This is a genomic window from Ochrobactrum sp. BTU2, from assembly GCF_024539785.1.
Lineage (GTDB): Bacteria > Pseudomonadota > Alphaproteobacteria > Rhizobiales > Rhizobiaceae > Brucella > Brucella anthropi.
The window spans coordinates 162,255-182,621 of sequence record NZ_JAHWRG010000006.1; the positions used below are offsets into that span (position 1 = coordinate 162,255).

Here is a 20,367-nt window from a genome sequence, read left to right on the forward strand (position 1 = left end):
CCCAGGACGCCTTATTCCATACTTTCTACATGGCCGAAAAGCCAAAAAATTGGGGGCCAGCATTAAAATTACCGACCGTACCCACTTTACGCGACCGTAAACCCATGTGCAAAGGGATCACGGTCGTCGATGAAGATCGTATTATATCCCGTCATGCGTGCCCAGCCCGCAATTGAAGGAATAATCGCCGGCAATGTGCGGTCCTGGCCTACAACTTCGGTAGCACGTTCCACACGGCCATGGAAAAGCGACCCGATGATGGATTCATGCACAAACTCGTCGCCGGGCTTCAATTTGCCCTTGGCAGCCAGTTGCGCCATGCGAGCAGACGTACCGGTTCCGCATGGCGAACGGTCGATTGCCTTGTCGCCGTAGAAGACGGCATTGCGGGCATGCGCTTCCGGATGTTTCGGCTTCCCAGTCCACAGAATATGGCTCAGACGGTTGATATCCGGCAGCAGCGGATGCTGGAATTTGTACTTCTCATTTAACCGCTCACGCAGTATCGGACTCCAGGCAATCAGCTGCAGCGCAGAATAATCTTCCATATCGGTGTAATTTTCTTGCGGCTCGACGATAGCGTAGAAATTGCCGCCATAAGCCACATCGACCTTGAGGTTGCCAAGGTCCGGGCATTCGACCTCAAGTCCTTCAGCATAAAGGAAAGCCGGAACATTGGTGAGACGAACGCGCTCGACATACTGGCCGTTCTGCTCATACTCGATCGCCACCAGACCGGCAGGCGTATCCAGATTGAGCTTGCCCGGTGTCTTCGGCGTCACCAGCCCCTGCTCTATCGCCATCGTCACGGTTCCGATGGTGCCGTGACCGCACATCGGCAGACACCCCGAGGTTTCAATAAAAAGCACCGCAACATCGCAATCGGGACGTGTCGGCGGGTAGAGAATGGAGCCGGACATCATGTCATGGCCGCGCGGCTCGAACATAAGACCAGTACGGATCCAGTCATACTCGCGCAAAAAATGCGCGCGCTTTTCCATCATGGTCGAACCTTCGAGGTTCGGCCCGCCGCCAGCCACGAGACGCACGGGGTTGCCGCATGTATGTCCGTCGACGCAGAAGAAGGAATGTCTTGCCATGATGGTCAGTTCCGAAAACGTTGTGGCTTGAAAGGTTCGATATCGATTGCAGGCGCAGCCCCCGTGATGAGATCACGGATAAGCCGCCCGGTTGCCGCCGATTGCGTGAGGCCGAGATGGCCATGGCCGAAGCCGTAATAGATGTTGCCACCTGCCGAGGCCCGGCCGATGACCGGTACGGAATCCGGCATGGATGGCCGATAGCCCATCCACTGTCGCCCGCCCTCTGTCCGAAAGCCCGGCAGAAACATGGAAGCCTTCTTAAGCATGGCTTCAGATCGCGCGAAATTTGGTGGCAGGTCGAGCCCGCCGAATTCCACCGCACCACCGACACGCAGGCCGGTTTCCATCGGCGTGATGACAAAGCCATGGCCAGGAAAGGTCAATTGCCGTTTCACATCGAAACTGCCCACTGGCAGCGTCGTGTTGTAGCCGCGTTCCGTATCGAGCGGCACCGCATCACCAAAACCCTTGGCAAGATCGCGAGACCATGCGCCCGCCATAAGGACAAGATGCGTCGTCTTGATTTTCGTTCCATCCTCAAGATGAACGCTCGCCCCGCCATGGCCCGGCTTTGCATTCGTGACCTTGGCCTGAAGGAAGCGCGCACCCTTGCTCTGGGCATAAGCCCAGATCGCCTTGCCGAACAGTTTCGGATCGCTGACATTCTTCCAGCCGGGAACGAAAGTTCCGGCAACGAAACGCGGGTTCAGGCCGGGCTGCAGTTCGGCAAGCCGGTCACCGCGCACATGTTCATAGGCAATTCCGGCTTGTTCGCGAACATCCCAGCCCGGCTGTGAGGCAGCGAGTTCGGCTTCGCTTTCATAAAGCTCCAGATTGCCATTCTCGCGCAATCTTCCGCGCAGCCCTGCCCTGTCGATCAACGCCATCATCTCGCTGCCGGCAAGACGCATGATGTCAGCCTGCGCAATTGCAGTTTTCGCCAATGCATCCGCGCTGCTTGCGCGCCAGAAGCGGTAGAGCCACGGCACCATTTTGGGAAAATAGGAAGGACGGATCGTAAACGGACCAAGCGGGTCCATCAGCCAGCCTGGCACCTTGCGCATGACTCCCTTGGAGGCCAGCGGAAGAATGTCCGAAAAAGCGAGCGCCGCAGCATTGCCAGAACTGGTCTCTTCGCAAATACCGGTTCTGTCGACGACCAAAACCTCGCGTCCAGCCTCGGCAAGCAGGGCGGCAGTGGCAACCCCGACAATACCGCCACCGATAATGAGAATATCCTGCTGACCCTGCGGATCAGATTTCATCTTGTGCGGCTCCCCACCGGATTCATTTTTGCCTATAGCCTTGCCAAAGAACCGGACAATGTCGACGCTTCGAGCAATTGGCGTTCAGTATGTTCAATGCCAGCCTTTCGGCTCTGTCCATCGATTTTTTGGAATGACACTGTGCTGAAAGTTCGCCATCGCTTGAAAAAGCCACAAAGGCAAAGTTAGGGATCGACAAACTCAAATCACCTCATATTGATATATCAGAGATATATCTGTAAGATTGCACTATGTCAATCGTCGTAACCACAGGGCATGGACAGGCATGGAAGAAGCAAACGTTCGAGACAGGTTGACGCGGAGCCCGGCAAACATGCCGTTGGCGACCATGGACAGCTGGGGTAGCGAAAGCCTCGCCGAGCAAGCCTATCGCATTCTGGAGCGCTCCATCGTCACACTGGAACTCGAACCGGGCACCGTTGTCAACGAGCGCACGCTGATCGAGCTGACCGGTATGGGCCGCACGCCGATGCGCGAAGCCATTCAGAGGCTCGCCTGGGAAGGTCTCGTGGAAGTGCGTCCGCGCTCGGGCATTGCCATCGCGGCCATCGATCCGACGGATTTCATCAAGGTGCTGGATGCCCGCGAAGGTGTCGAGCGCGTTCTGGCGCGCGATGCCGCACGCTTTGGCAGCCCTCGCGATTATGAACGGCTTGAAGCCGCTGCAGCCGCCATGCGGCAGGCCATCCCCAACGAGGATGTGGCCCTGTTTCTCGATGCCGACAAGGCATTCGATATTGTTCTGGGCGCGGCGGCGAGCAATCCCTATGCCGCGCGTATTGCAGCCCCCCTGCAAACCCACAGCCGCCGCTTCTGGTTCCGCCTTCGCCCCTCGACCGGCATAGCCGGTTCTGCCAATGCCCATGCGACACTGATCGAGGCGATCGTCTCCCGTCAGCCGGAACGGGCCAGCGACACGGCCAGTGAACTGATGGCCTATCTGCGCACTCTTGCACCCTGACACCCGGCGTCCGACCAATATGGCTTTGTAGGGATGGACGCCCTCTCCTCAATGGTGCTCAACAAATCCATTCTGCCACATTAGAGCGCGTTTCGATCTGATTGAATCAGATCGGCGCTCTAATCATTTGTTTTTACGCGCATCTTTTCCGAAAACCGTTTCACACTTTTCGGGATGCGCTCTAAGGCCGTCGGAAGGGCGTCCATCCCACAAGAACCAATCCCAATCAATGAGCCTTGTGTTCGCCCTGCTCCACTTCGGTCGTGACAGGCATGGCACTTTGGAAAAGTTCGGCACGGTTCTCGCCGCTCACGACAAGCGTTCCGACCAATCCGCGTGCCGCTCGCGACAGCGCGTGATCCACCAGAGTGTATTCGCCGGGAACTTCCAGCTTGATGTCGACCGCCGCCGCGCCTCCCGGTGGGACCGTAATTGTCTGGACATCGGATAGCGGCTCCGTCGTCAAGGAGCCCAGCTGATAAACCTTGTCGAAGATTTCTCCGATCACATGAAAGCTCGACGTCTTGTTGGGTCCGCCGACACCGAAGTAGATGCGTACGGTTTCGCCGACCTTCGCCGTCAGGGCATTGTCGCCTGTGAGTGCATTGGCAGCCCCGTTAAAGACATAGTACTCCGGGTCCTCCTTGAGCAGGCGTTCGACGCTCTCGGTCAGCTTCCCCTTGGATCCGTATGGCTGCGACGTGTAGAGCTCGCCCTGCATTACATAGAACTCCCGGTCAACGGGCGGCAGATCGTCTGCCGGCTCGACGAGGATCAGGCCATACATACCGTTGGCGATGTGATGTGCGGCCATTGGCACAGCACAGTGATAGACGTACAGCCCCGGTTTCAGCGCCTTGAACGAGAAGGCCTTGGTTTCGCCTGGTGCGGCATCGGTCGCCGCCGCTCCGCCGCCTGGTCCGGTCACAGCATGGAAGTCTACGCTGTGACGTTCGCTGCTGTCGGCCTTGTTGGAGAGCTCCACCAGGATCGTGTCACCTACTCGGGCGCGCACGAACGGGCCGGGGACCTTCTTGTTGAACGTCCAATAGTGGTAGGCTGCGCCGTCTGCGAGCTGTCCCGTCACCTCGACGGTATCGAGCTTTACCTTGATGGTCGCTGGCTCGCTTCTTGTAATTGGCGATGCCAGGTCATTCGCCGGACGGACAATGTTGAGTGGAGCTTTGACACTGCCGTTTTCCGCCGGATGCTCGTGCGAACCAGATGCGAGGGCTGATGTCCCGGTCACCGCCAGAAATGCGAGTGCCACGGCTGTGTACGAGGGTCTGGAAAGGCGTATCATGAGAACTCCTGAGCAATGGTGTTACTCAGGTATTCAAGACCTCACCGACCTTGCGATCTTTGATCTGCGACAAGGACGGCATGTCCTCGCAAGATCGTGATTGCCGGAGCATTTCCTGTTTCATTTGAATCGTTGGAAATACTCTATCTCTTTGTTCTTACGCATGTCTCCCAAAACCGGTTCCCACTTTGGGGAGACATGCACTAGGTGACCGGCTCACTGGAACGTAGCCAAACGTCAATTGCTACGAATTGAACAGATGCGCCGAAATTGTCATCACGGTTATCGTATCAGGTTGTAACGACGTAGCTGACACTGATGAAAACTTACGGCAAAACAACCCGATCAGTGGGTCTTGTTCATCGATTCTGACATTTTGCGAAGCACGTTGAGCGCGATGCTCAACTCCTCATCGGTTACACCTTCCAGCAAATCCTCGCGGACATCACCGGCGAGCTTCACGACCTGTTCAGCCAGAATCTTGCCTTCCGCCGTCATCACCACGCGCTTGGCGCGGCGGTCACCCTGAACGGTTTGCCGTTCGATGAATGACTGGCGCTCCAGACCGTCGAGCAGGCGGACCATAGTCGCATTCTCAATTTCCAGCGCTTCTGCCAGTTCTTTCTGGTAGAGGCCTTCCTGTTCCATCAAGGCAAGCAGGGTGCGCGCCCGCGCCAGGGTCAGGCCCCGTTCCTTCACACGCGCGTCGAAAACAGTGCGGAGCCTGCGATTAACCTTCGCCATGGCATCAATCATTTCAGCTTTAAGATCTGCCGTATCCATGCCAACCGCCTCATATATTAGTAAACTAATGATTACGGATTTGGATAAATCGCTGGCGAACTATTTTCAAGCGAACTTCCTGAACTCACGCAAGCGTGATGGGATTTAGCGGCAATATGACAGTTCTGCGAACAAATTCACTGGAGAGCAGATGATCTGAAAAAGAAAAAGCGGGCAAAAGCCCGCTTTCCCGAAAAACGATAGAATGCTGCCGATCAGGCTGGCATGATCGTTCCCTGCAGCGTCATCAGCTGGTGCAGGAAGATTTCCGCCTTGGTGCGGTGTTCGTTCGACGAAGCATCGTCCAGAGCCTTGCGGGCATGTTCAATGCGGCGCTGAATATCTGCCGGGTCGATATCGTCCACATGGGTCGCCGATTCGGCCAGAACGGTGCAACCCTGCGGGGTGATATCGGCGAAACCGCCGAAGACCACGTAGGAGTCGGACTTGCCGTCGGCAAGCTTCACCGAAACGACACCCGGCATGATCGTCGTCATCAGAGGCGAATGACCGGCGAGAGCCGTCAGATAGCCTTCGCTACCCGGAATGACGACTTCCGTCACCTGCGCGGACAGCAGGAGCCGTTCAGGCGACACGAGTTCGAATTGGAAAGCTTGAGCCATGGTTCTCACTTGAATTCAAAAGCACAATCCCGAAAACAAACCGACTTTCAGAACATGCTTAAACAAAATGATTGGCTTTCACGGCGGGCCTTGCGACCCACCGGGAAATTCAATTCATCAAGCAGCTTCAGCTGCCAGCTTCTTCGCCTTTTCGATCGCCTCTTCAATCGATCCGACCATGTAGAAAGCCGGTTCTGGAAGATGATCGTATTCACCTGCGCAAAGGCCCTTGAAGCCCTTGATGGTGTCGGCGAGGTCAACCAGCTTGCCTGGCGAACCGGTGAAGACTTCAGCAACGAAGAACGGCTGAGACAGGAAGCGTTCGATCTTACGAGCGCGCGCAACGGTCAGCTTGTCGTCTTCCGACAGTTCGTCCATGCCAAGGATGGCGATGATGTCCTGAAGCGACTTGTAGCGCTGAAGGATCGACTGAACCTGACGGGCAACGGCGTAGTGTTCTTCACCAACGATCATCGGATCGAGCATACGCGACGTGGATTCAAGAGGATCCACAGCCGGGTAAATACCCTTTTCAGCGATCGAACGGTTCAGCGTCGTGGTCGCGTCCAAGTGAGCGAACGACGTTGCCGGTGCAGGGTCGGTCAAGTCGTCGGCAGGAACGTAAATTGCCTGAACCGAAGTAATCGAACCCTTGGTCGTCGTGGTGATGCGTTCCTGCATCGCGCCCATGTCGGTTGCCAGCGTCGGCTGATAACCCACAGCGGAAGGAATACGGCCGAGAAGAGCTGAAAGTTCCGAACCAGCTTGCGTAAAGCGGAAGATGTTGTCCACGAAGAACAGAACGTCCTGACCCTTGTCACGGAAGTTTTCAGCAACCGTCAGACCCGACAGAGCAACACGAGCGCGCGCACCCGGAGGCTCGTTCATCTGACCGTAAACGAGCGCGGCCTTCGAGCCTTCACCGCCACCGAGCTTGTTAACGCCCGATTCGATCATTTCGTGGTAAAGGTCGTTACCTTCACGGGTACGTTCACCAACGCCTGCGAATACCGAGTAACCGCCGTGCGCCTTGGCGACGTTGTTGATCAGTTCCATGATGAGAACGGTCTTGCCGACGCCTGCGCCGCCGAACAGACCAATCTTGCCACCCTTTGCATAAGGAGCGAGAAGGTCAACGACCTTGATGCCCGTTACGAGGATTTCAGCTTCGGTCGACTGTTCGATATACTCTGGAGCTTCCTGGTGGATCGCGCGACGGGCAGTGGTCTTGATCGGACCAGCTTCGTCAACCGGCTCACCGATAACGTTCATGATGCGGCCGAGCGTTTCTTCGCCAACCGGAACCATGATCGGGTTGCCGGTGTCACGCACTTCGTGACCGCGAACCAGACCTTCGGTCGAGTCCATGGCGATGGTGCGAACAGTGTTCTCGCCCAGATGCTGCGCAACTTCAAGAACCAGACGGCTGCCGAGATTGTCGGTTTCCAGAGCGTTGAGGATCAGCGGAAGCTGACCGTCTTCGAACTGTACGTCGACAACAGCGCCGATGACCTGAGTGATCTTGCCGACTGCGCCGGTCTTTGCAGCCTTGGGAGCTGCATCGGACTTAGCGGCGGCTGTCTTCGCCGGAGCCTTTTTGGCTGGAGCTTTCGCCGCTGCTGGCTTCGCTTCGGCCGCGGCGGTAGTTTTCGGGGTCGCTGCTTTTGCCATCGATCCTTTACCTTCCGATTAGAGCGCTTCCGCGCCCGAAATGATTTCGATCAGTTCCTTGGTGATCTGAGCCTGACGCTGACGGTTATACGTGATCGACAACTTGTTGATCATGTCACCGGCGTTACGCGTCGCATTGTCCATCGCGCTCATCTTCGCACCCATTTCGCCCGCCACATTTTCCAGCAGAGCGCGGAAAATCTGGACCGAAATGTTGCGCGGGATCAGCGTACTCAGGATCGCCGCAGGATCAGGTTCGTACTCATAGATCGCATCGCCTGCAGTCTCCGCCTGCGCAACATCGCCAGCCGAAGCCGGAATGATCTGCTGTGCAGTTGGAATCTGTGCAATCACCGATTTAAATTCGGAATAGAACAGGGTGCAGACATCAAATTCGCCTTGTTCGAACAGCTCGATCACCTTGTGGCCGATCTGGTCGGCATGCACAAAAGCGAGCTGCTTGACTTCGCGCAAATTGACGTGGTCGATAATCAGAGAGGCAAACTCGCGACGCAGAATATCTGCGCCCTTCTTGCCGACCGTGATGATCTTGACCGTCTTGCCTTCAGCGAGGAGCTTGCGGGCATGATCGCGCGCCAGACGCGCGATCTGCGAGTTGAAACCGCCGCAAAGGCCACGTTCTGCGGTGCAGACGACGAGCAGATGCACGTCGTCCTTGCCCGTACCGGCCATCAAAGCCGGCGCATCTTCGCCGGTTACGTTCTGTGCGATATTTGCGAGAACGGCACCCATGCGCTGCGAATAAGGCCTTGCGGCTTCCGCGGCTTCCTGGGCACGGCGCAGCTTCGCCGCGGCGACCATCTGCATCGCCTTGGTGATTTTCTGCGTCGCCTTGACCGAGGCGATACGGTTTCTCAGATCCTTTAGTGAAGGCATCCGTTCATCCCGTCACAAAATTCAAGCGAAAGACTTGGCGAACGCGTCGACCGCTGCCTTGAGCTTTGCTTTGATGTTGTCGGTGAGCGCCTTTTCGTCGCGGATCGCATCCAGCACATCCTTGTGCTCGGTGCGCAGCGAAGAAAGAAGACCTGCTTCGAACTTGCCAACCTGGTTGACGGCGATCTTGTCGAGATAGCCATTCACGCCGGCGAAAATCACAGCAACCTGTTCTTCCGTCTTGAGCGGTGAGAACTGCGGCTGCTTGAGAAGCTCGGTCAGACGTGCGCCACGGTTCAACAAACGCTGGGTCGAGGCATCCAGATCCGAACCGAACTGTGCGAAGGCGGCCATTTCACGATACTGGGCGAGCTCGCCCTTGATCGAACCGGCGACCTGCTTCATGGCCTTGACCTGCGCCGAAGAACCAACGCGCGAAACCGACAGACCGACGTTAACAGCCGGACGGATACCCTGGTAGAACAGGTTGGTTTCGAGGAAGATCTGGCCGTCGGTGATCGAGATCACGTTGGTCGGAATGAAGGCGGAAACGTCGTTGCCCTGCGTTTCGATGACCGGCAGAGCCGTCAGCGAGCCAGCGCCGTTTTCGTCGTTGAGCTTTGCAGCGCGTTCGAGAAGACGGGAGTGCAGATAGAAAACGTCGCCCGGATAAGCTTCGCGGCCCGGAGGACGGCGGAGCAGAAGCGACATCTGACGGTAAGCGACAGCCTGCTTGGACAGATCGTCGTAGCCGATCAGGGCGTGCATCGAGTTGTCGCGGAAATATTCGCCCATGGCGCAGCCCGCAAACGGAGCGAGATACTGCATCGGAGCCGGATCGGAAGCGGTAGCCGCGATAACGATCGAATATTCCAGAGCGCCGCGTTCTTCGAGAACCTTGACGAACTGAGCGACGGTCGAACGCTTCTGGCCGATAGCAACGTAAACGCAATAAAGCTTTTCGCTGTCCGGGCCGTTGTCGTGGATCGGCTTCTGGTTCAGGAAGGTGTCGAGAATGATAGCGGTCTTGCCGGTCTGACGGTCACCGATGACCAGCTCGCGCTGGCCACGGCCAACCGGGATCAGAGCGTCAACAGCCTTGAGGCCGGTCGACATTGGCTCATGAACCGACTTGCGCGGAATGATGCCCGGTGCCTTCACGTCGACGCGGCGACGCTCGGTAGCAACGATTGGGCCCTTGCCGTCGATCGGGTTGCCGAGAGCGTCGACGACGCGGCCGAGCAGGCCGGGACCAACCGGAACGTCAACGATTGCGCCGGTACGCTTGACGATGTCGCCTTCCTTGATGTCACGATCGGCACCGAAGATAACGACGCCGACATTGTCGCTTTCAAGGTTCAGCGCCATGCCGCGAATGCCACCAGGGAATTCGACCATTTCACCGGCCTGGACATTGTCCAGACCATAGACGCGGGCGATACCGTCGCCAACGGAAAGAACCTGACCGACTTCGGAGACCTCAGCCTCCTTGCCGAAGTTCTTGATTTGCTCTTTCAGGATAGCGGAAATTTCCGCGGCGCGGATGTCCATCAGCCGACCTCTTTCAGTGCAAGCTTGAGAGAAGAAAGTTTAGTGCGAAGGGACGTGTCGATCTGACGCGAACCCATCTTGACGATAAGACCGCCGAGGATCGACGGATCGACGGTGACATTGATCGTCACGTCCTTGCCGGCCACGCCCTTCAGCGTTGCCTTCAATTCGTTCTGCTGCGCAGCACTCAGTTCATGCGCGGAGATGACATCGGCGGAGACTTCACCGCGATGTTCGGCAGCAATCTTGCGGAAAGCGGCGATAATGCCCGGCAGGGCGAAGAGACGACGGTTCCGCGCGACAACGCGCAGGAAATTTCCGACCAGACCCTTGATGCCCGCCTTGTCGGCGAGAGCGCCGATGGCGTGAAGCTGATCTTCCGAAGAAAATACCGGACTGGAAATCAGTCGCTTGAGGTCTTCGCTTCCGCTCAGAAGCGCCTCGAAACGGTCAAGATCTTTTTCCACAGCCGCAACGGATTTCGCGTCGAGTGCGAGCTCGAAAAGAGATCCGGCGTAACGCTGTGCGACACCTGAAATGAGCGAAGACGTTTCAGCCACGAACAACCTGCTCTCTACGTTGAAACCATCCTTTTGGAACCCAATCTTATTCAGGACGCCAAGCGGATGATTTTATTGAATGTTTCCGGAAAACCACTGACGCGCGAGCACGTCAACACCGAAATGTGATTGCCGTCTAGCATAGACGAACAGGACTCGCAACACGCGAATCCGGCACTTTTGTGTAAGATTTGCCGCCTTTCGCGGTCAAAAAAGTCGCATCCACCGCAGCGATGCTATCTTCCCCTGCGCAGCCTGCACGTCAGAAGTGCAGAACAGAGCTCTTTCCGATCAGGAAATGAAGCCGAAAGCGTAGAGCAGCGGACCTGCTGCAAGCACGAACTCCACCAGCGCTGCGAGACCGCCATAGAAGCGTCCGCCGCTCGGTCCGCCCTTGCGCCCACCCGCATCCGACATCATCGAAATGAAGCGTCCGAACAGCGCAAATCCCCAGACGGAACCCAATACGACCCAGAGGAATGGCTGCGCGAAAACGAGGCATCCGATCCCCACGCCGAGATAGGGTCCGGCGAGCGTCGCACGGATGGAACCGTAACCTTCGGGACGGCCATTGATCGGCTGCAGCCGCAACAGCTTCATCGTTATGCCGGGCGCAAAAAGCATGACAAGACCAGCAAGCGCCGTGATGGCGGCAGAGCCCCAGGCAAGCCATTCTCCGGTCGTGGCAGGAAGATAGAATTCCATCGCAATTACCCTCGTCGTTTCTTGCCGTATAAGCATGTCTCCCAAAAGTGGGAACCGGTTTTGGGATCAAGACATGCGGAGAGATAATCAGATAGAATATTCCCCACAATCAAACCAAACTGGAAATCTGTAGCGGAATTTTCGGCTATCTTCCACGCCTTTGCATCTCAAAGGCATGTCAAAGGAAGCTTTGCGGATCGATATCCACCTGCACCCTTATCGAGCCTTTTTCCTTCGGCCCGGCGGCGAGCAAGACGCGGATAAATCCTTGAATGTCGGCGCGTTTGGTCCCGTGCACCAGAATGCGGAAACGGTGTCTTCCCCGCACGAGCGCAAGCGGTGCCTCGGCGGGCCCGAGCACGGAAATCTCCGGGGATGAGGGTGCCGCACGGCGAAGCGCACGCGCATGATTTTCGGCTTCGGGCCGGTTGTCCGCGGAAATAATCAACGCGGCGAGCCGCCCGAAAGGCGGCAAAGTACTGCGTTCGCGCTCCTCAATTTCACGGGCATAGAATGCGCCTGCATCGCTGCTGACGATTGCCCGCATCACCGGATGATCCGGCTGGTAGGTCTGGATCAGTCCGAGGCTCTTGCGACCGGTTCGACCGGCACGTCCAGTCACCTGATTGAGAAGCTGGAAGGTACGCTCAGCCGCGCGGGGATCGCCATTGGCAAGCCCCAGATCGGCATCCACGACACCCACCAATGTCATGTTGGGAAAGTTATGCCCCTTGGCAACAAGCTGCGTACCGATCACGATATCCGCCTCGCCTTTTGCGATAGCATCGAGTTCCAGCCGCAGCCGCTTCACGCCGCCTGCCATATCAGACGAAAGAACTATGATTCGCGCTTCGCTGAACGTTGCCGCGACTTCTTCCGCGATGCGCTCCACACCGGGACCGCAGGCAACCAGATGATCCAGCGTACCGCATTCGGGACAAGCCTCCGGCACCGGCTCATGATAGCCGCACTGATGACACATCAGCTGCCCGCGAAAACGATGTTCCACGAGCCAGCTTGAACATTGCGGACATTGGAAGCGGTGGCCGCAGACCCGGCACAAGGTCAAAGGCGCGTAACCACGCCGGTTGAGGAACAAAAGCGCCTGCTCTCCGCGTTCCACCGTCCTGCCGACAGCTTCGGTCAGTGCGGGCGACAAAAAACGGCCCGGCGGTGGCGGAGAACGCCGCATGTCGATGGTCTTCAGATCGGGCAGTGCGGCTTCTGCATAGCGACCATAAAGCTTGATTCGCTTGTAGCGTCCCTGCTCCGCATTGACCTGACTCTCGATGGATGGCGTGGCCGATGCCAGCACCACCGGAAAGCCGCTGATATGGCCGCGCACCACTGCCATGTCGCGCGCATTGTAGAAAACACGGTCTTCCTGTTTGTAAGCCGGGTCATGTTCTTCATCGACGACAATCAATCCCAGTTCCTTGAAGGGCAGAAAAAGCGCCGACCGCGCGCCCGCCACAACCCGCACCGTGCCCTCGGCAATCTGCCGCCAGACGCGCTCCCGGGTGCGGGGTGCAAGGTCGGAATGCCATTCGGCAGGCTTTGCCCCAAAACGATCGTGGAACCGGTCGAGAAACTGTTGTGTCAGCGCGATCTCAGGCAGGAGAATCAGCACCTGCTTGCCTTGCTCGATCGCCTTGGCAACGGCTTCGAAATAAACCTCGGTCTTGCCCGATCCGGTCACGCCATCGAGCAGTGAAACCGAAAAACAATCGGCTTCGACAGCTTCCGACAGCATTTCAGCCGCCGCCTGCTGGTCTTCCGAAAGCGTGGCCCGTGCATAGTCGATATCGGGCTTTGCCACCACGGCTGGCGGCGGCAGCATGACTTCCTCGAAAATACCTTGCGTCTTCAACCCGTCCACGACCGTCATGGAGACACCCGCCGCATGGGCAAGGCCGGATCTGGTCCATGCAAGCCCGTCGCGGGCAAGCTCCATCACCCGCGACCTCGCTTCGGTCATACGCTCCGGTTCACCGCCGGAATAGCGAAGACCCGGCACCGATGGTTCGGGATCAAATGCAGCTGGCACACGCAGGACCATGCGCGCCACCATGCCTGGCGGCGAAAGCGTGTAGTCAGCTGCCCAACGCATGAAGCGCAGCATGTCGGCTCCCACCGGCGGGCAGTCGAAAACTTCGGAAATCGCCCGCAACTTTCTGGCGTCAACGGCGTCGGTTTCCCCCTCACAGACGATCCCCGCCACCTCACGAGGTCCGAGCGGCACGCGCACGATCGATCCGGGCTGGACGTTCATCCCTTCCGGAACCATATATGAATAAGGCCGCTCCGCGGGCATGGGCACGAGTACGGGAACGACCCGTGGTGCGAGCTCCGGAAACAGACCAGAAATGGGGTTTGCAATATCGTGCGAATCTTTCGACATGATCGCGTGACCTTGGCGCGGCTTTGCGCTAAAGAAAAGCCACCTTCCGGGAATTAAATGGTTTTAAATTCCTCAAATCCACCCGCGCTCATTATGGAGGAACGCTGTTATGAAGTTTTTCGTGGACACTGCGGACGTCAAGGAAATCCGCGAGCTCAACGACCTTGGGCTGGTCGATGGCGTGACCACCAACCCGTCCCTCATCCTGAAGTCGGGTCGTGACATTATCGAAGTGACCAAGGAAATCTGCAACATCGTCAAGGGCCCGGTTTCTGCCGAGGTTGCCGCGACCGAATATGAGCAGATGATGAAGGAAGCGGCCGTCATCGCCAAGATCGCTGACAATATCTGCATCAAGCTGCCTGTAACCCTCGACGGACTGAAAGCCTGTAAGGCTCTGTCTTCTGATGGTCACAAGGTCAACATGACGCTCTGCTTCTCGGCCAATCAGGCGCTTCTGGCAGCCAAGGCCGGCGCGACCTTCATTTCGCCGTTCATTGGCCGTCTCGACGATACCGGCATCAACGGCATGGAGCTGATTGCCGAAATCCGCACGATTTACGACAATTACGATTACCGCACCGAAATTCTTGCCGCTTCGGTTCGCACCGTCAATCATGTCAAGGAAGCAGCCCTCATCGGCGCCGATGTCGTGACCGCGCCTCCGGCAACGCTCAAGGCACTGGTCAAGCATCCGCTGACCGACAAGGGCCTCGAAACCTTCCTCGCCGATTGGGCGAAGACCGGTCAGAAGATCGCCTGATCGACGATTTTCAGAGACATGAAAAGGCGGGCCATCGGCTCGCCTTTTTTATTCCAGCACCGTTTCCCCGTCCTGCTTGCTCACCCGGATCGGTCTTGCGCCGCATTGCTCCGCAATGGCACTGGCAAGGGCGGCTGAATGAGTCACCACCCATATCTGGCTGCGTTCGGATGCCTGCGCGATCATGCGGGCAAGTGACGGGATCATATCGGGATGCAGGCTTGCCTCCGGCTCGTTGAGCGCGATCAGTGGCGGCACGCGATAGGAAAGCAGTGCACCCGCCAGAGCCAGCAGGCGAATCTGTCCATCGGACAATTCTCCGGGGCGAAATGTTCGCGGCGGGAAAGCCGGGAAATTCAGGCCGAAAGTCGCCGTTTCTTCCGGATAGGGAACGACCAGCTTGGCACCCTCCAGCGCGTCGGCAACCAGACGATCAAGGTCGACCGTATCCTGCCGGATATGGGCAAGCGTGGCAAAGACGGAGGCAAGATTGCCACCGTCCTCGTCCAGCATCGCAGCAGTTGCGGCTATGGACGGCTGACGCACCGGCGCATCACGGTCGCTTCGAAAACCGTGGTAAAAGCGCCAGCCACGTATCTGCGCGGAAAGATCGCCTATCTCCGGATAATGGCCGGATTGCCCAAGCACTGCCAACCCGCTTTCCGAAGTCAGCAGGCGCGCCGGGTGCTCCATGCGCCGCCCTTCCCCGTCCCGCGCGAAAACCGCAGGTCCGCGCCGATCCATCAGATCCACGGGGCGACGACCGGTATCGAGATTGAGCTGTTCTTCCTTGATCTGCGGCTCGAAGGGAAAGGCACCGGAAACCGGCGGCGGCAGACCTGCCTCGACACGATAGGAAAGACGCGAGGCGAGCCGCTCGTCTTCAAAGTCCGCTTCCAGAATGATGCGCGCCGATTCGTGCTTGCGGCGATTGCCGCTCCACATGGCCGATTGCATCCCGCCTTCGCGCACCACTTCAGTAGAGAGATTGCCCTCCGCCGCCGCCTTCACCAGTTGCAACGCCCGATAGAGATTGGATTTTCCGGCACCATTCTCGCCAACGAAAACCGTCACCTGTCCGAGATCAAACCGGACGGAACGCAGCGAGCGATAGCCTTTGGCAGAAAACGAAACGAGACGCATGGTTTGATCGGGCCCCTGCAAATGAAAAGGCGGCGTGAAATCCACACCGCCTTTATAGCCGCCTGTCAATTTGAGACTAGAGCATTTCCAGTTTAAATTTAATCGTTGAAAATACTCTATCTTTTTGTTTTTACGCATTATCCTACGCAAAACCGCTTCGCACTTTTGCTGGAAATGCTCCAGCTTATTCCCACTTCATCTCGCCCTTGATGACCTTTGCACCGAGTTCCAAGCTGCTTTCACCGCCAAGATCAGGATAACGCTTCTTCATTGCTGCGATCAGTTCGCCGCTATCCTTGGCTTTCGCCGCTTCCTCGTCGAAGGCCGCGATATAATCGCGGGTGAACTTGATTGCCGAAACATCCGTCGCCGAACCGGGCTTCATATGCGCCGGAACAACCACTTCAGGATTGCGTGCAGCAATCGTATCGAGATTTCTGATCCATGCCTCACGCTGGGCAAGATCGGGCGTATCGGCAAGCCAGACATGCTCGCCTGCCGTTATCAGAACACCGCCAAACACCGCCTTCAATGAAGGCACCCAGAGATAACGCCTGTTCGTCATGCCTTCGGCGGGAACGATTTCAATCTCATTGCCCTCAAGCTCCAGCGCCTTCACATCGGAAGCTTCGGGAATAACGACATCCGACAGTTTCTGCGGGCCATTGTCCTTGAGTTGCGGACCCCAGACCTTCAGTTTCGCCTCGATATTACCCTTGATCGCATCGACCGTTTCAGGGGCTGCGATGATGCGCGCATCAGGAAAGACGGCCTTGATCGGGCCAAGGCTGAAATAATAGTCCGGATCGCTCTGGCTCACATAGATCGTGGTCAGCTTCTTACCCGTTTCCTTGATCTTCTCGGCAACCGCCTTGCCGTCCGAAAGCGTGAAGCCGCCATCGAGCAGGATGGCTTCCTTGTCTCCGGTCAGAAGGACAGGCGTACGATTGAAGCCATTCTCATCCGCCTGGAAATATTGCCATTGCAACGGCGCTGTCTTTTCCTGTGCCATCGCAGGACCGGCAACCGCCAGCCCGGCCAAAATCGCGAGACTGCCCATCGTCATGGAAAACCGCTTCATCCAACTACTCCTGTAAAAACTGGTTTGAACCAGCGGACGCATCATGCGCCCGCAGAAGCATTCAGGTTGCCAATCACTTCATGAAAAACAAGAAGACACATGAATGTTGGCAAGGCACAGCAATGTTACCCTTCTGAATTTACTGCAATTTTTCTAGTATCTAAAACAAAAAAAGCGGCACCTTGCGGCACCGCTTTTCGATGTCAGGTCGAAGCCCAATCAGAGCTTCGACAATTTCTGCGCCAGAGCGAGGAACACCTGTTCGGCAAGTTCTTCGGCAGCGCGCTTGCGCGCATCGCGTTCAGCACGAAGGTTTGCGAATTCCTGACGCGGACGGTCGAAGGAAGCGCCAACCGTGCGGGTGCCTGCGGCAAGCGGCTTGCCGTCCTTGTCACGCAGCACGAAGTTCGACGTCGCCTTGACGATACCAGCCGATGGACGGCCTGTACGGTCGGTCTGATCGCCAATATCCACACTCACCGCGGAGATCGTATTGCTGCTCAGGCCAAGACCAAGCCGATAGGTCGGGTTGGCCGGTTCACCGGCACCACCGCCAAGCAGGAAGATCAGGCGATTGCGGACCTGCTGCTGAAACACATCGCCGGCCGGATCGATGGCCACCGAAGCAAGCTTGGTGCGCATGTCCGGCGTCACGCTGCCGCCTATGGTTCCACCGGCACCAGCGCCGGAGGAGTAAAGCGGCTGCACGGTGCATCCAGCCATCAGAACCGCGGCCCCGAGTGCGAAAAACGCAACCCGGAAAGCTTTGATTGCGGAGAAAAAGCGGTCAGGCAACGACATTGACGATCCTTTGCGGCACCACGATAACCTTCTTCGGCGAGCTCCCGTTGAGCGCAGCCTTGACGAAGTCAAGTTCGAGCACCGCCTGCTGGATGCTAGCTTGATCAGCGTCGCGGGCGATTGTCAAATCCCCACGCTTCTTGCCGTTGATCTGCACCGGCATAACGATCTCGTTTTCCACCACCAATGCCGGATCGAATTCCGGCCAGGCACTGCGGGCAACCAGCGTTTCACGACCGGCAATCTTGCCGCCAAGTACGGCCAGGCACTGTTCAGCCAGATGCGGCATCATCGGCGCCAGCATCAGGATGAGCTTTTCGGTGACGTCACGGACGGCACTCTTCAACTCGTCATCCGCATTGCCCGAAGCCACCTGCTGCAGGGATGCAGCAGCCGTGTTGACCAGCTCATAAAGACGGGCAACGCCACGGTTGAAGGCGAGCTTCTCGATATCGTCACCGACAGCCTTGACCGCCTTGTGCGCAGCCTTGGAAACAACAAGGGCTTCACCCTGCGTCCCGGTCTTGGGCGCAACGTCCTTCAGATGTTCGGCAGCTTCCGCCACCAGACGCCAGACGCGCTGCACAAAACGATGGGCGCCTTCGGCACCGGCTTCCGTCCAGATCACGTCACGCTCGGGTGGCGAATCAGACAGCATGAACCAGCGCGCGGTATCAGCACCGTAGGAAGCGATAATGTCATCCGGATCGACAACATTCTTCTTCGACTTCGACATCTTCTCGATGGAACCGATTTCCACCGGCTCGCCTGTCGAGAGCAGGGCCGCGCTGCGCTTGCCGTCGGTTTCCTCGATACGAATGTCGGCAGGTGCCACCCACTGGCCGTTGGCCTTGTAGGTTTCGTGCACCACCATGCCCTGCGTAAACAGGCCCTTGAACGGCTCGTCGATGCCGACGTGACCGGCCACCTTCATCGCGCGGGTGAAGAAACGCGAATAGAGCAGATGCAGGATCGCGTGTTCGATACCGCCGATATACTGATCGACCGGCAGCCAGTGATCGGCGACCTTGCGGTCGGTCGGTTCGTTTTCCCATGGTGCCGTAAAGCGCGCATAGTACCAGGACGAATCGACGAACGTGTCCATCGTATCGGTTTCACGACGCGCATCGGCACCGCATTTCGGGCACTTCACATGGCGCCATGTTGCATGACGGTCGAGCGGATTGCCCGGACGGTCGAACTCGACATCGTCCGGCAGCTTGACCGGCAGATCGGCGCGCGGCACCGGATTGACGCCACAGCTTTCGCAATGGATCATCGGGATCGGGCAGCCCCAATAGCGCTGGCGCGAAATGCCCCAGTCACGCAGACGGAACTGCACCTTGCGGCTTGCCTGCGGGCTGTTGCCGAGACTGGTCTGTTCCAGACGGTTCGCCACCTCATTGAAGGCCGCTTCCGGCGTCATGCCGTCGAGGAAGCGTGAGTTGATCATCACGCCATCGTCGGTATAGGCCGTTTCGCCGATGCTGAAGCCTGCCGCATCCTCGCCCTTCGGCATAACGACAGGCGTAACCTTCAATTTGTACTTGTTGGCGAAATCCAGGTCGCGCTGATCATGCGCCGGGCAGCCGAACACCGCGCCCGTGCCATATTCCATCAGGACGAAATTGGCGACATAGACCGGCAGTTCCCAGTTCTCGTCGAACGGATGCTTGACCTTGACGCCAGTATCGAAACCCTTCTTTTCAGCGGTTTCAAGCGCTGCAAGCGAGGTGCCGTGCTGGTGGCATTCTTCGATGAAGCCGGTCAGCGATGCATTGTTTTCGGCAAGCTTCTTGGCCAAAGGATGATCGGCGGAAATCCCGACAAAAGCCGCACCGAACAGCGTGTCGGGGCGTGTGGTATAGACTTCGACTTCCGAGAAACCTTCCGGCGCCGTCTTGCCGTCGAGCGTGAAACGAACCTGTAAGCCTTCCGACTTGCCGATCCAGTTGCGCTGCATCAGGCGGACTTTTTCCGGCCACTGGTCAAGCGTGTCGAGACCGGCCAGCAATTCCTCGCTGAAATCGGTGATCTTGAAGAACCATTGCGTCAGTTCGCGCTGTTCGACCAGCGCGCCCGAACGCCAGCCCCGACCGTCCACCACCTGCTCGTTGGCAAGCACGGTGTTGTCGACCGGGTCCCAGTTGACCTTGGAGGTCTTGCGCGTCACCAGACCTTTTTCGAAAAGATCGATGAACAGCATCTGCTGACGATGATAATATTCCACATCGCAGGTCGCGAATTCACGCGCCCAGTCGAGCGAAAGCCCCATCGATTTGAGCTGGCTGCGCATCGTGGCGATGTTCTGGTAGGTCCATTCTTTCGGATGAACCTTGTTCTGCATCGCTGCATTTTCCGCAGGCATGCCGAACGCGTCCCATCCCATCGGATGAAGCACGTTGAAACCCTTGGCGCGCTTGTAACGGGCGACAACGTCACCCATCGCATAGTTGCGCACATGGCCCATATGGATGCGCCCCGATGGATAGGGGAACATCTCGAGCACATAATATTTCTCGCGGCTGTCGCTATTGTCGGTTTCGAAGGTCCGGTCTTCTTCCCAGACTTTCTGCCAATGAGCTTCCGCCACGCGCGGATTATAACGTTCGGCTGCCATGACCGTATTTACTCGTACGAAGGTGATGCAATAAGGAGAGTCGATGTTTAATGGCGACCTTCACCACGTATTGGCGAAAGCGTCAACCTTTTGCGGATGAAAAGCCTGAAAGCGA

The 20,367-nt window shown here is 57.5% G+C and carries 17 protein-coding genes and 1 pseudogene; 3 read left to right on the forward strand and 15 right to left on the reverse strand.

The window, feature by feature from the left end:
- Positions 1 to 86: 86 nt before the first annotated feature.
- Together KWJ32_RS19245 and KWJ32_RS19250 are read right to left on the reverse strand one after the other, a co-directional pair.
- On the reverse strand, positions 87 to 1,100 hold the full coding sequence (locus KWJ32_RS19245; RefSeq protein WP_012091266.1) for a 4-hydroxyproline epimerase: 1,014 nt from the start codon (positions 1,098 to 1,100) through the stop codon (positions 87 to 89).
- 5 nt (positions 1,101 to 1,105) lie between these two features.
- A complete protein-coding gene (locus KWJ32_RS19250; RefSeq protein WP_094514221.1) occupies positions 1,106 to 2,368 on the reverse strand; it encodes an FAD-dependent oxidoreductase in 1,263 nt (420 codons plus the stop codon).
- A gap of 286 nt (positions 2,369 to 2,654) precedes the next feature.
- On the opposite strand from KWJ32_RS19250, the gene KWJ32_RS19255 reads away from it, so the two are divergent.
- Entirely contained in the window at positions 2,655 to 3,350 is a 696-nt protein-coding gene (locus KWJ32_RS19255) for a GntR family transcriptional regulator (protein ID WP_010661461.1), read from the forward strand.
- A gap of 226 nt (positions 3,351 to 3,576) precedes the next feature.
- On the opposite strand, the gene nirK is transcribed toward KWJ32_RS19255, so the two are convergent.
- The 9 genes from nirK to KWJ32_RS19300 form a co-directional block, all read right to left on the reverse strand.
- Positions 3,577 to 4,653 carry a copper-containing nitrite reductase gene (gene nirK / locus KWJ32_RS19260; protein ID WP_040129083.1) on the reverse strand — a complete coding sequence of 359 codons (1,077 nt, stop codon included), beginning with the start codon at positions 4,651 to 4,653 and terminating at the stop codon, positions 3,577 to 3,579.
- Between the two features lie 345 nt (positions 4,654 to 4,998).
- Positions 4,999 to 5,436, reverse strand: a complete 438-nt coding sequence (locus KWJ32_RS19265; RefSeq protein ID WP_012091262.1) for a MarR family transcriptional regulator — start codon at positions 5,434 to 5,436, stop codon at positions 4,999 to 5,001.
- Positions 5,437 to 5,651: 215 nt separating this feature from the next.
- Positions 5,652 to 6,059 (reverse strand): F0F1 ATP synthase subunit epsilon, encoded by a 408-nt coding sequence (locus tag KWJ32_RS19270; protein WP_010661464.1) that lies wholly within the window; start codon positions 6,057 to 6,059, stop codon positions 5,652 to 5,654.
- Between the two features lie 117 nt (positions 6,060 to 6,176).
- Entirely contained in the window at positions 6,177 to 7,730 is a 1,554-nt protein-coding gene (gene atpD, locus KWJ32_RS19275) for a F0F1 ATP synthase subunit beta (protein WP_012091261.1), read from the reverse strand.
- An 18-nt stretch (positions 7,731 to 7,748) separates the two neighbouring features.
- Complete coding sequence (locus tag KWJ32_RS19280) at positions 7,749 to 8,627, reverse strand: F0F1 ATP synthase subunit gamma (protein ID WP_012091260.1); 879 nt, start codon at positions 8,625 to 8,627, stop codon at positions 7,749 to 7,751.
- Between the two features lie 21 nt (positions 8,628 to 8,648).
- Positions 8,649 to 10,178: a F0F1 ATP synthase subunit alpha gene (gene atpA / locus KWJ32_RS19285; protein WP_012091259.1), complete on the reverse strand. Its 1,530-nt coding sequence runs from the start codon at positions 10,176 to 10,178 to the stop codon at positions 8,649 to 8,651.
- Entirely contained in the window at positions 10,178 to 10,738 is a 561-nt protein-coding gene (locus tag KWJ32_RS19290) for a F0F1 ATP synthase subunit delta (protein WP_012091258.1), read from the reverse strand. The genes atpA and KWJ32_RS19290 overlap by 1 nt, the downstream gene beginning before the upstream one ends.
- 291 nt (positions 10,739 to 11,029) lie before the next feature.
- Positions 11,030 to 11,443 carry a DUF4345 domain-containing protein gene (locus KWJ32_RS19295; protein WP_094514223.1) on the reverse strand — a complete coding sequence of 138 codons (414 nt, stop codon included), beginning with the start codon at positions 11,441 to 11,443 and terminating at the stop codon, positions 11,030 to 11,032.
- A 178-nt stretch (positions 11,444 to 11,621) separates the two neighbouring features.
- Positions 11,622 to 13,844, reverse strand: a complete 2,223-nt coding sequence (locus KWJ32_RS19300; RefSeq protein WP_125300881.1) for a primosomal protein N' — start codon at positions 13,842 to 13,844, stop codon at positions 11,622 to 11,624.
- 109 nt (positions 13,845 to 13,953) lie between these two features.
- Between KWJ32_RS19300 and fsa the strand changes: the two genes are divergently transcribed.
- A complete protein-coding gene (gene fsa / locus KWJ32_RS19305) occupies positions 13,954 to 14,607 on the forward strand; it encodes a fructose-6-phosphate aldolase (protein ID WP_010661472.1) in 654 nt (217 codons plus the stop codon).
- A gap of 48 nt (positions 14,608 to 14,655) precedes the next feature.
- Here the strand turns inward: fsa and KWJ32_RS19310 are convergent, their stop codons facing one another.
- Positions 14,656 to 15,750, reverse strand: a complete 1,095-nt coding sequence (locus tag KWJ32_RS19310; RefSeq protein ID WP_256886169.1) for an AAA family ATPase — start codon at positions 15,748 to 15,750, stop codon at positions 14,656 to 14,658.
- A gap of 21 nt (positions 15,751 to 15,771) precedes the next feature.
- Here KWJ32_RS19310 and KWJ32_RS28280 point away from each other — a divergent pair.
- Positions 15,772 to 15,960, forward strand: a pseudogene (locus tag KWJ32_RS28280) (hypothetical protein).
- Here the strand turns inward: KWJ32_RS28280 and KWJ32_RS19315 are convergent.
- The 3 genes from KWJ32_RS19315 to leuS form a co-directional block, all read right to left on the reverse strand.
- On the reverse strand, positions 15,935 to 16,762 hold the full coding sequence (locus KWJ32_RS19315; protein ID WP_231771492.1) for an MBL fold metallo-hydrolase: 828 nt from the start codon (positions 16,760 to 16,762) through the stop codon (positions 15,935 to 15,937). The pseudogene KWJ32_RS28280 and the gene KWJ32_RS19315 sit on opposite strands and share 26 nt — an antisense overlap.
- Before the next feature lie 288 nt (positions 16,763 to 17,050).
- Complete coding sequence (lptE, locus tag KWJ32_RS19320) at positions 17,051 to 17,632, reverse strand: LPS assembly lipoprotein LptE (protein ID WP_010661475.1); 582 nt, start codon at positions 17,630 to 17,632, stop codon at positions 17,051 to 17,053.
- Positions 17,619 to 20,252, reverse strand: coding sequence for a leucine--tRNA ligase (gene leuS, locus KWJ32_RS19325; RefSeq protein WP_012091253.1), 2,634 nt, complete (start codon positions 20,250 to 20,252; stop codon positions 17,619 to 17,621). The genes lptE and leuS overlap by 14 nt, the downstream gene beginning before the upstream one ends.
- Between the last annotated feature and the right edge of the window lie 115 nt (positions 20,253 to 20,367).

Coding starts and splice junctions, on each gene's coding strand:
- KWJ32_RS19245 (WP_012091266.1), bottom strand. CDS start 1,100: ATGGCAAGACATTCCTTCTTCTGCGTCGACGGACATACATGCGGCAAC.
- KWJ32_RS19250 (WP_094514221.1), bottom strand. CDS start 2,368: ATGAAATCTGATCCGCAGGGTCAGCAGGATATTCTCATTATCGGTGGC.
- KWJ32_RS19255 (WP_010661461.1), top strand. CDS start 2,655: ATGGAAGAAGCAAACGTTCGAGACAGGTTGACGCGGAGCCCGGCAAAC.
- nirK (WP_040129083.1), bottom strand. CDS start 4,653: ATGATACGCCTTTCCAGACCCTCGTACACAGCCGTGGCACTCGCATTT.
- KWJ32_RS19265 (WP_012091262.1), bottom strand. CDS start 5,436: ATGGATACGGCAGATCTTAAAGCTGAAATGATTGATGCCATGGCGAAG.
- KWJ32_RS19270 (WP_010661464.1), bottom strand. CDS start 6,059: ATGGCTCAAGCTTTCCAATTCGAACTCGTGTCGCCTGAACGGCTCCTG.
- atpD (WP_012091261.1), bottom strand. CDS start 7,730: ATGGCAAAAGCAGCGACCCCGAAAACTACCGCCGCGGCCGAAGCGAAG.
- KWJ32_RS19280 (WP_012091260.1), bottom strand. CDS start 8,627: ATGCCTTCACTAAAGGATCTGAGAAACCGTATCGCCTCGGTCAAGGCG.
- atpA (WP_012091259.1), bottom strand. CDS start 10,178: ATGGACATCCGCGCCGCGGAAATTTCCGCTATCCTGAAAGAGCAAATC.
- KWJ32_RS19295 (WP_094514223.1), bottom strand. CDS start 11,443: ATGGAATTCTATCTTCCTGCCACGACCGGAGAATGGCTTGCCTGGGGC.
- KWJ32_RS19300 (WP_125300881.1), bottom strand. CDS start 13,844: ATGTCGAAAGATTCGCACGATATTGCAAACCCCATTTCTGGTCTGTTT.
- fsa (WP_010661472.1), top strand. CDS start 13,954: ATGAAGTTTTTCGTGGACACTGCGGACGTCAAGGAAATCCGCGAGCTC.
- KWJ32_RS19310 (WP_256886169.1), bottom strand. CDS start 15,750: ATGCGTCTCGTTTCGTTTTCTGCCAAAGGCTATCGCTCGCTGCGTTCC.
- KWJ32_RS19315 (WP_231771492.1), bottom strand. CDS start 16,762: ATGGCACAGGAAAAGACAGCGCCGTTGCAATGGCAATATTTCCAGGCG.
- lptE (WP_010661475.1), bottom strand. CDS start 17,632: ATGTCGTTGCCTGACCGCTTTTTCTCCGCAATCAAAGCTTTCCGGGTT.
- leuS (WP_012091253.1), bottom strand. CDS start 20,252: ATGGCAGCCGAACGTTATAATCCGCGCGTGGCGGAAGCTCATTGGCAG.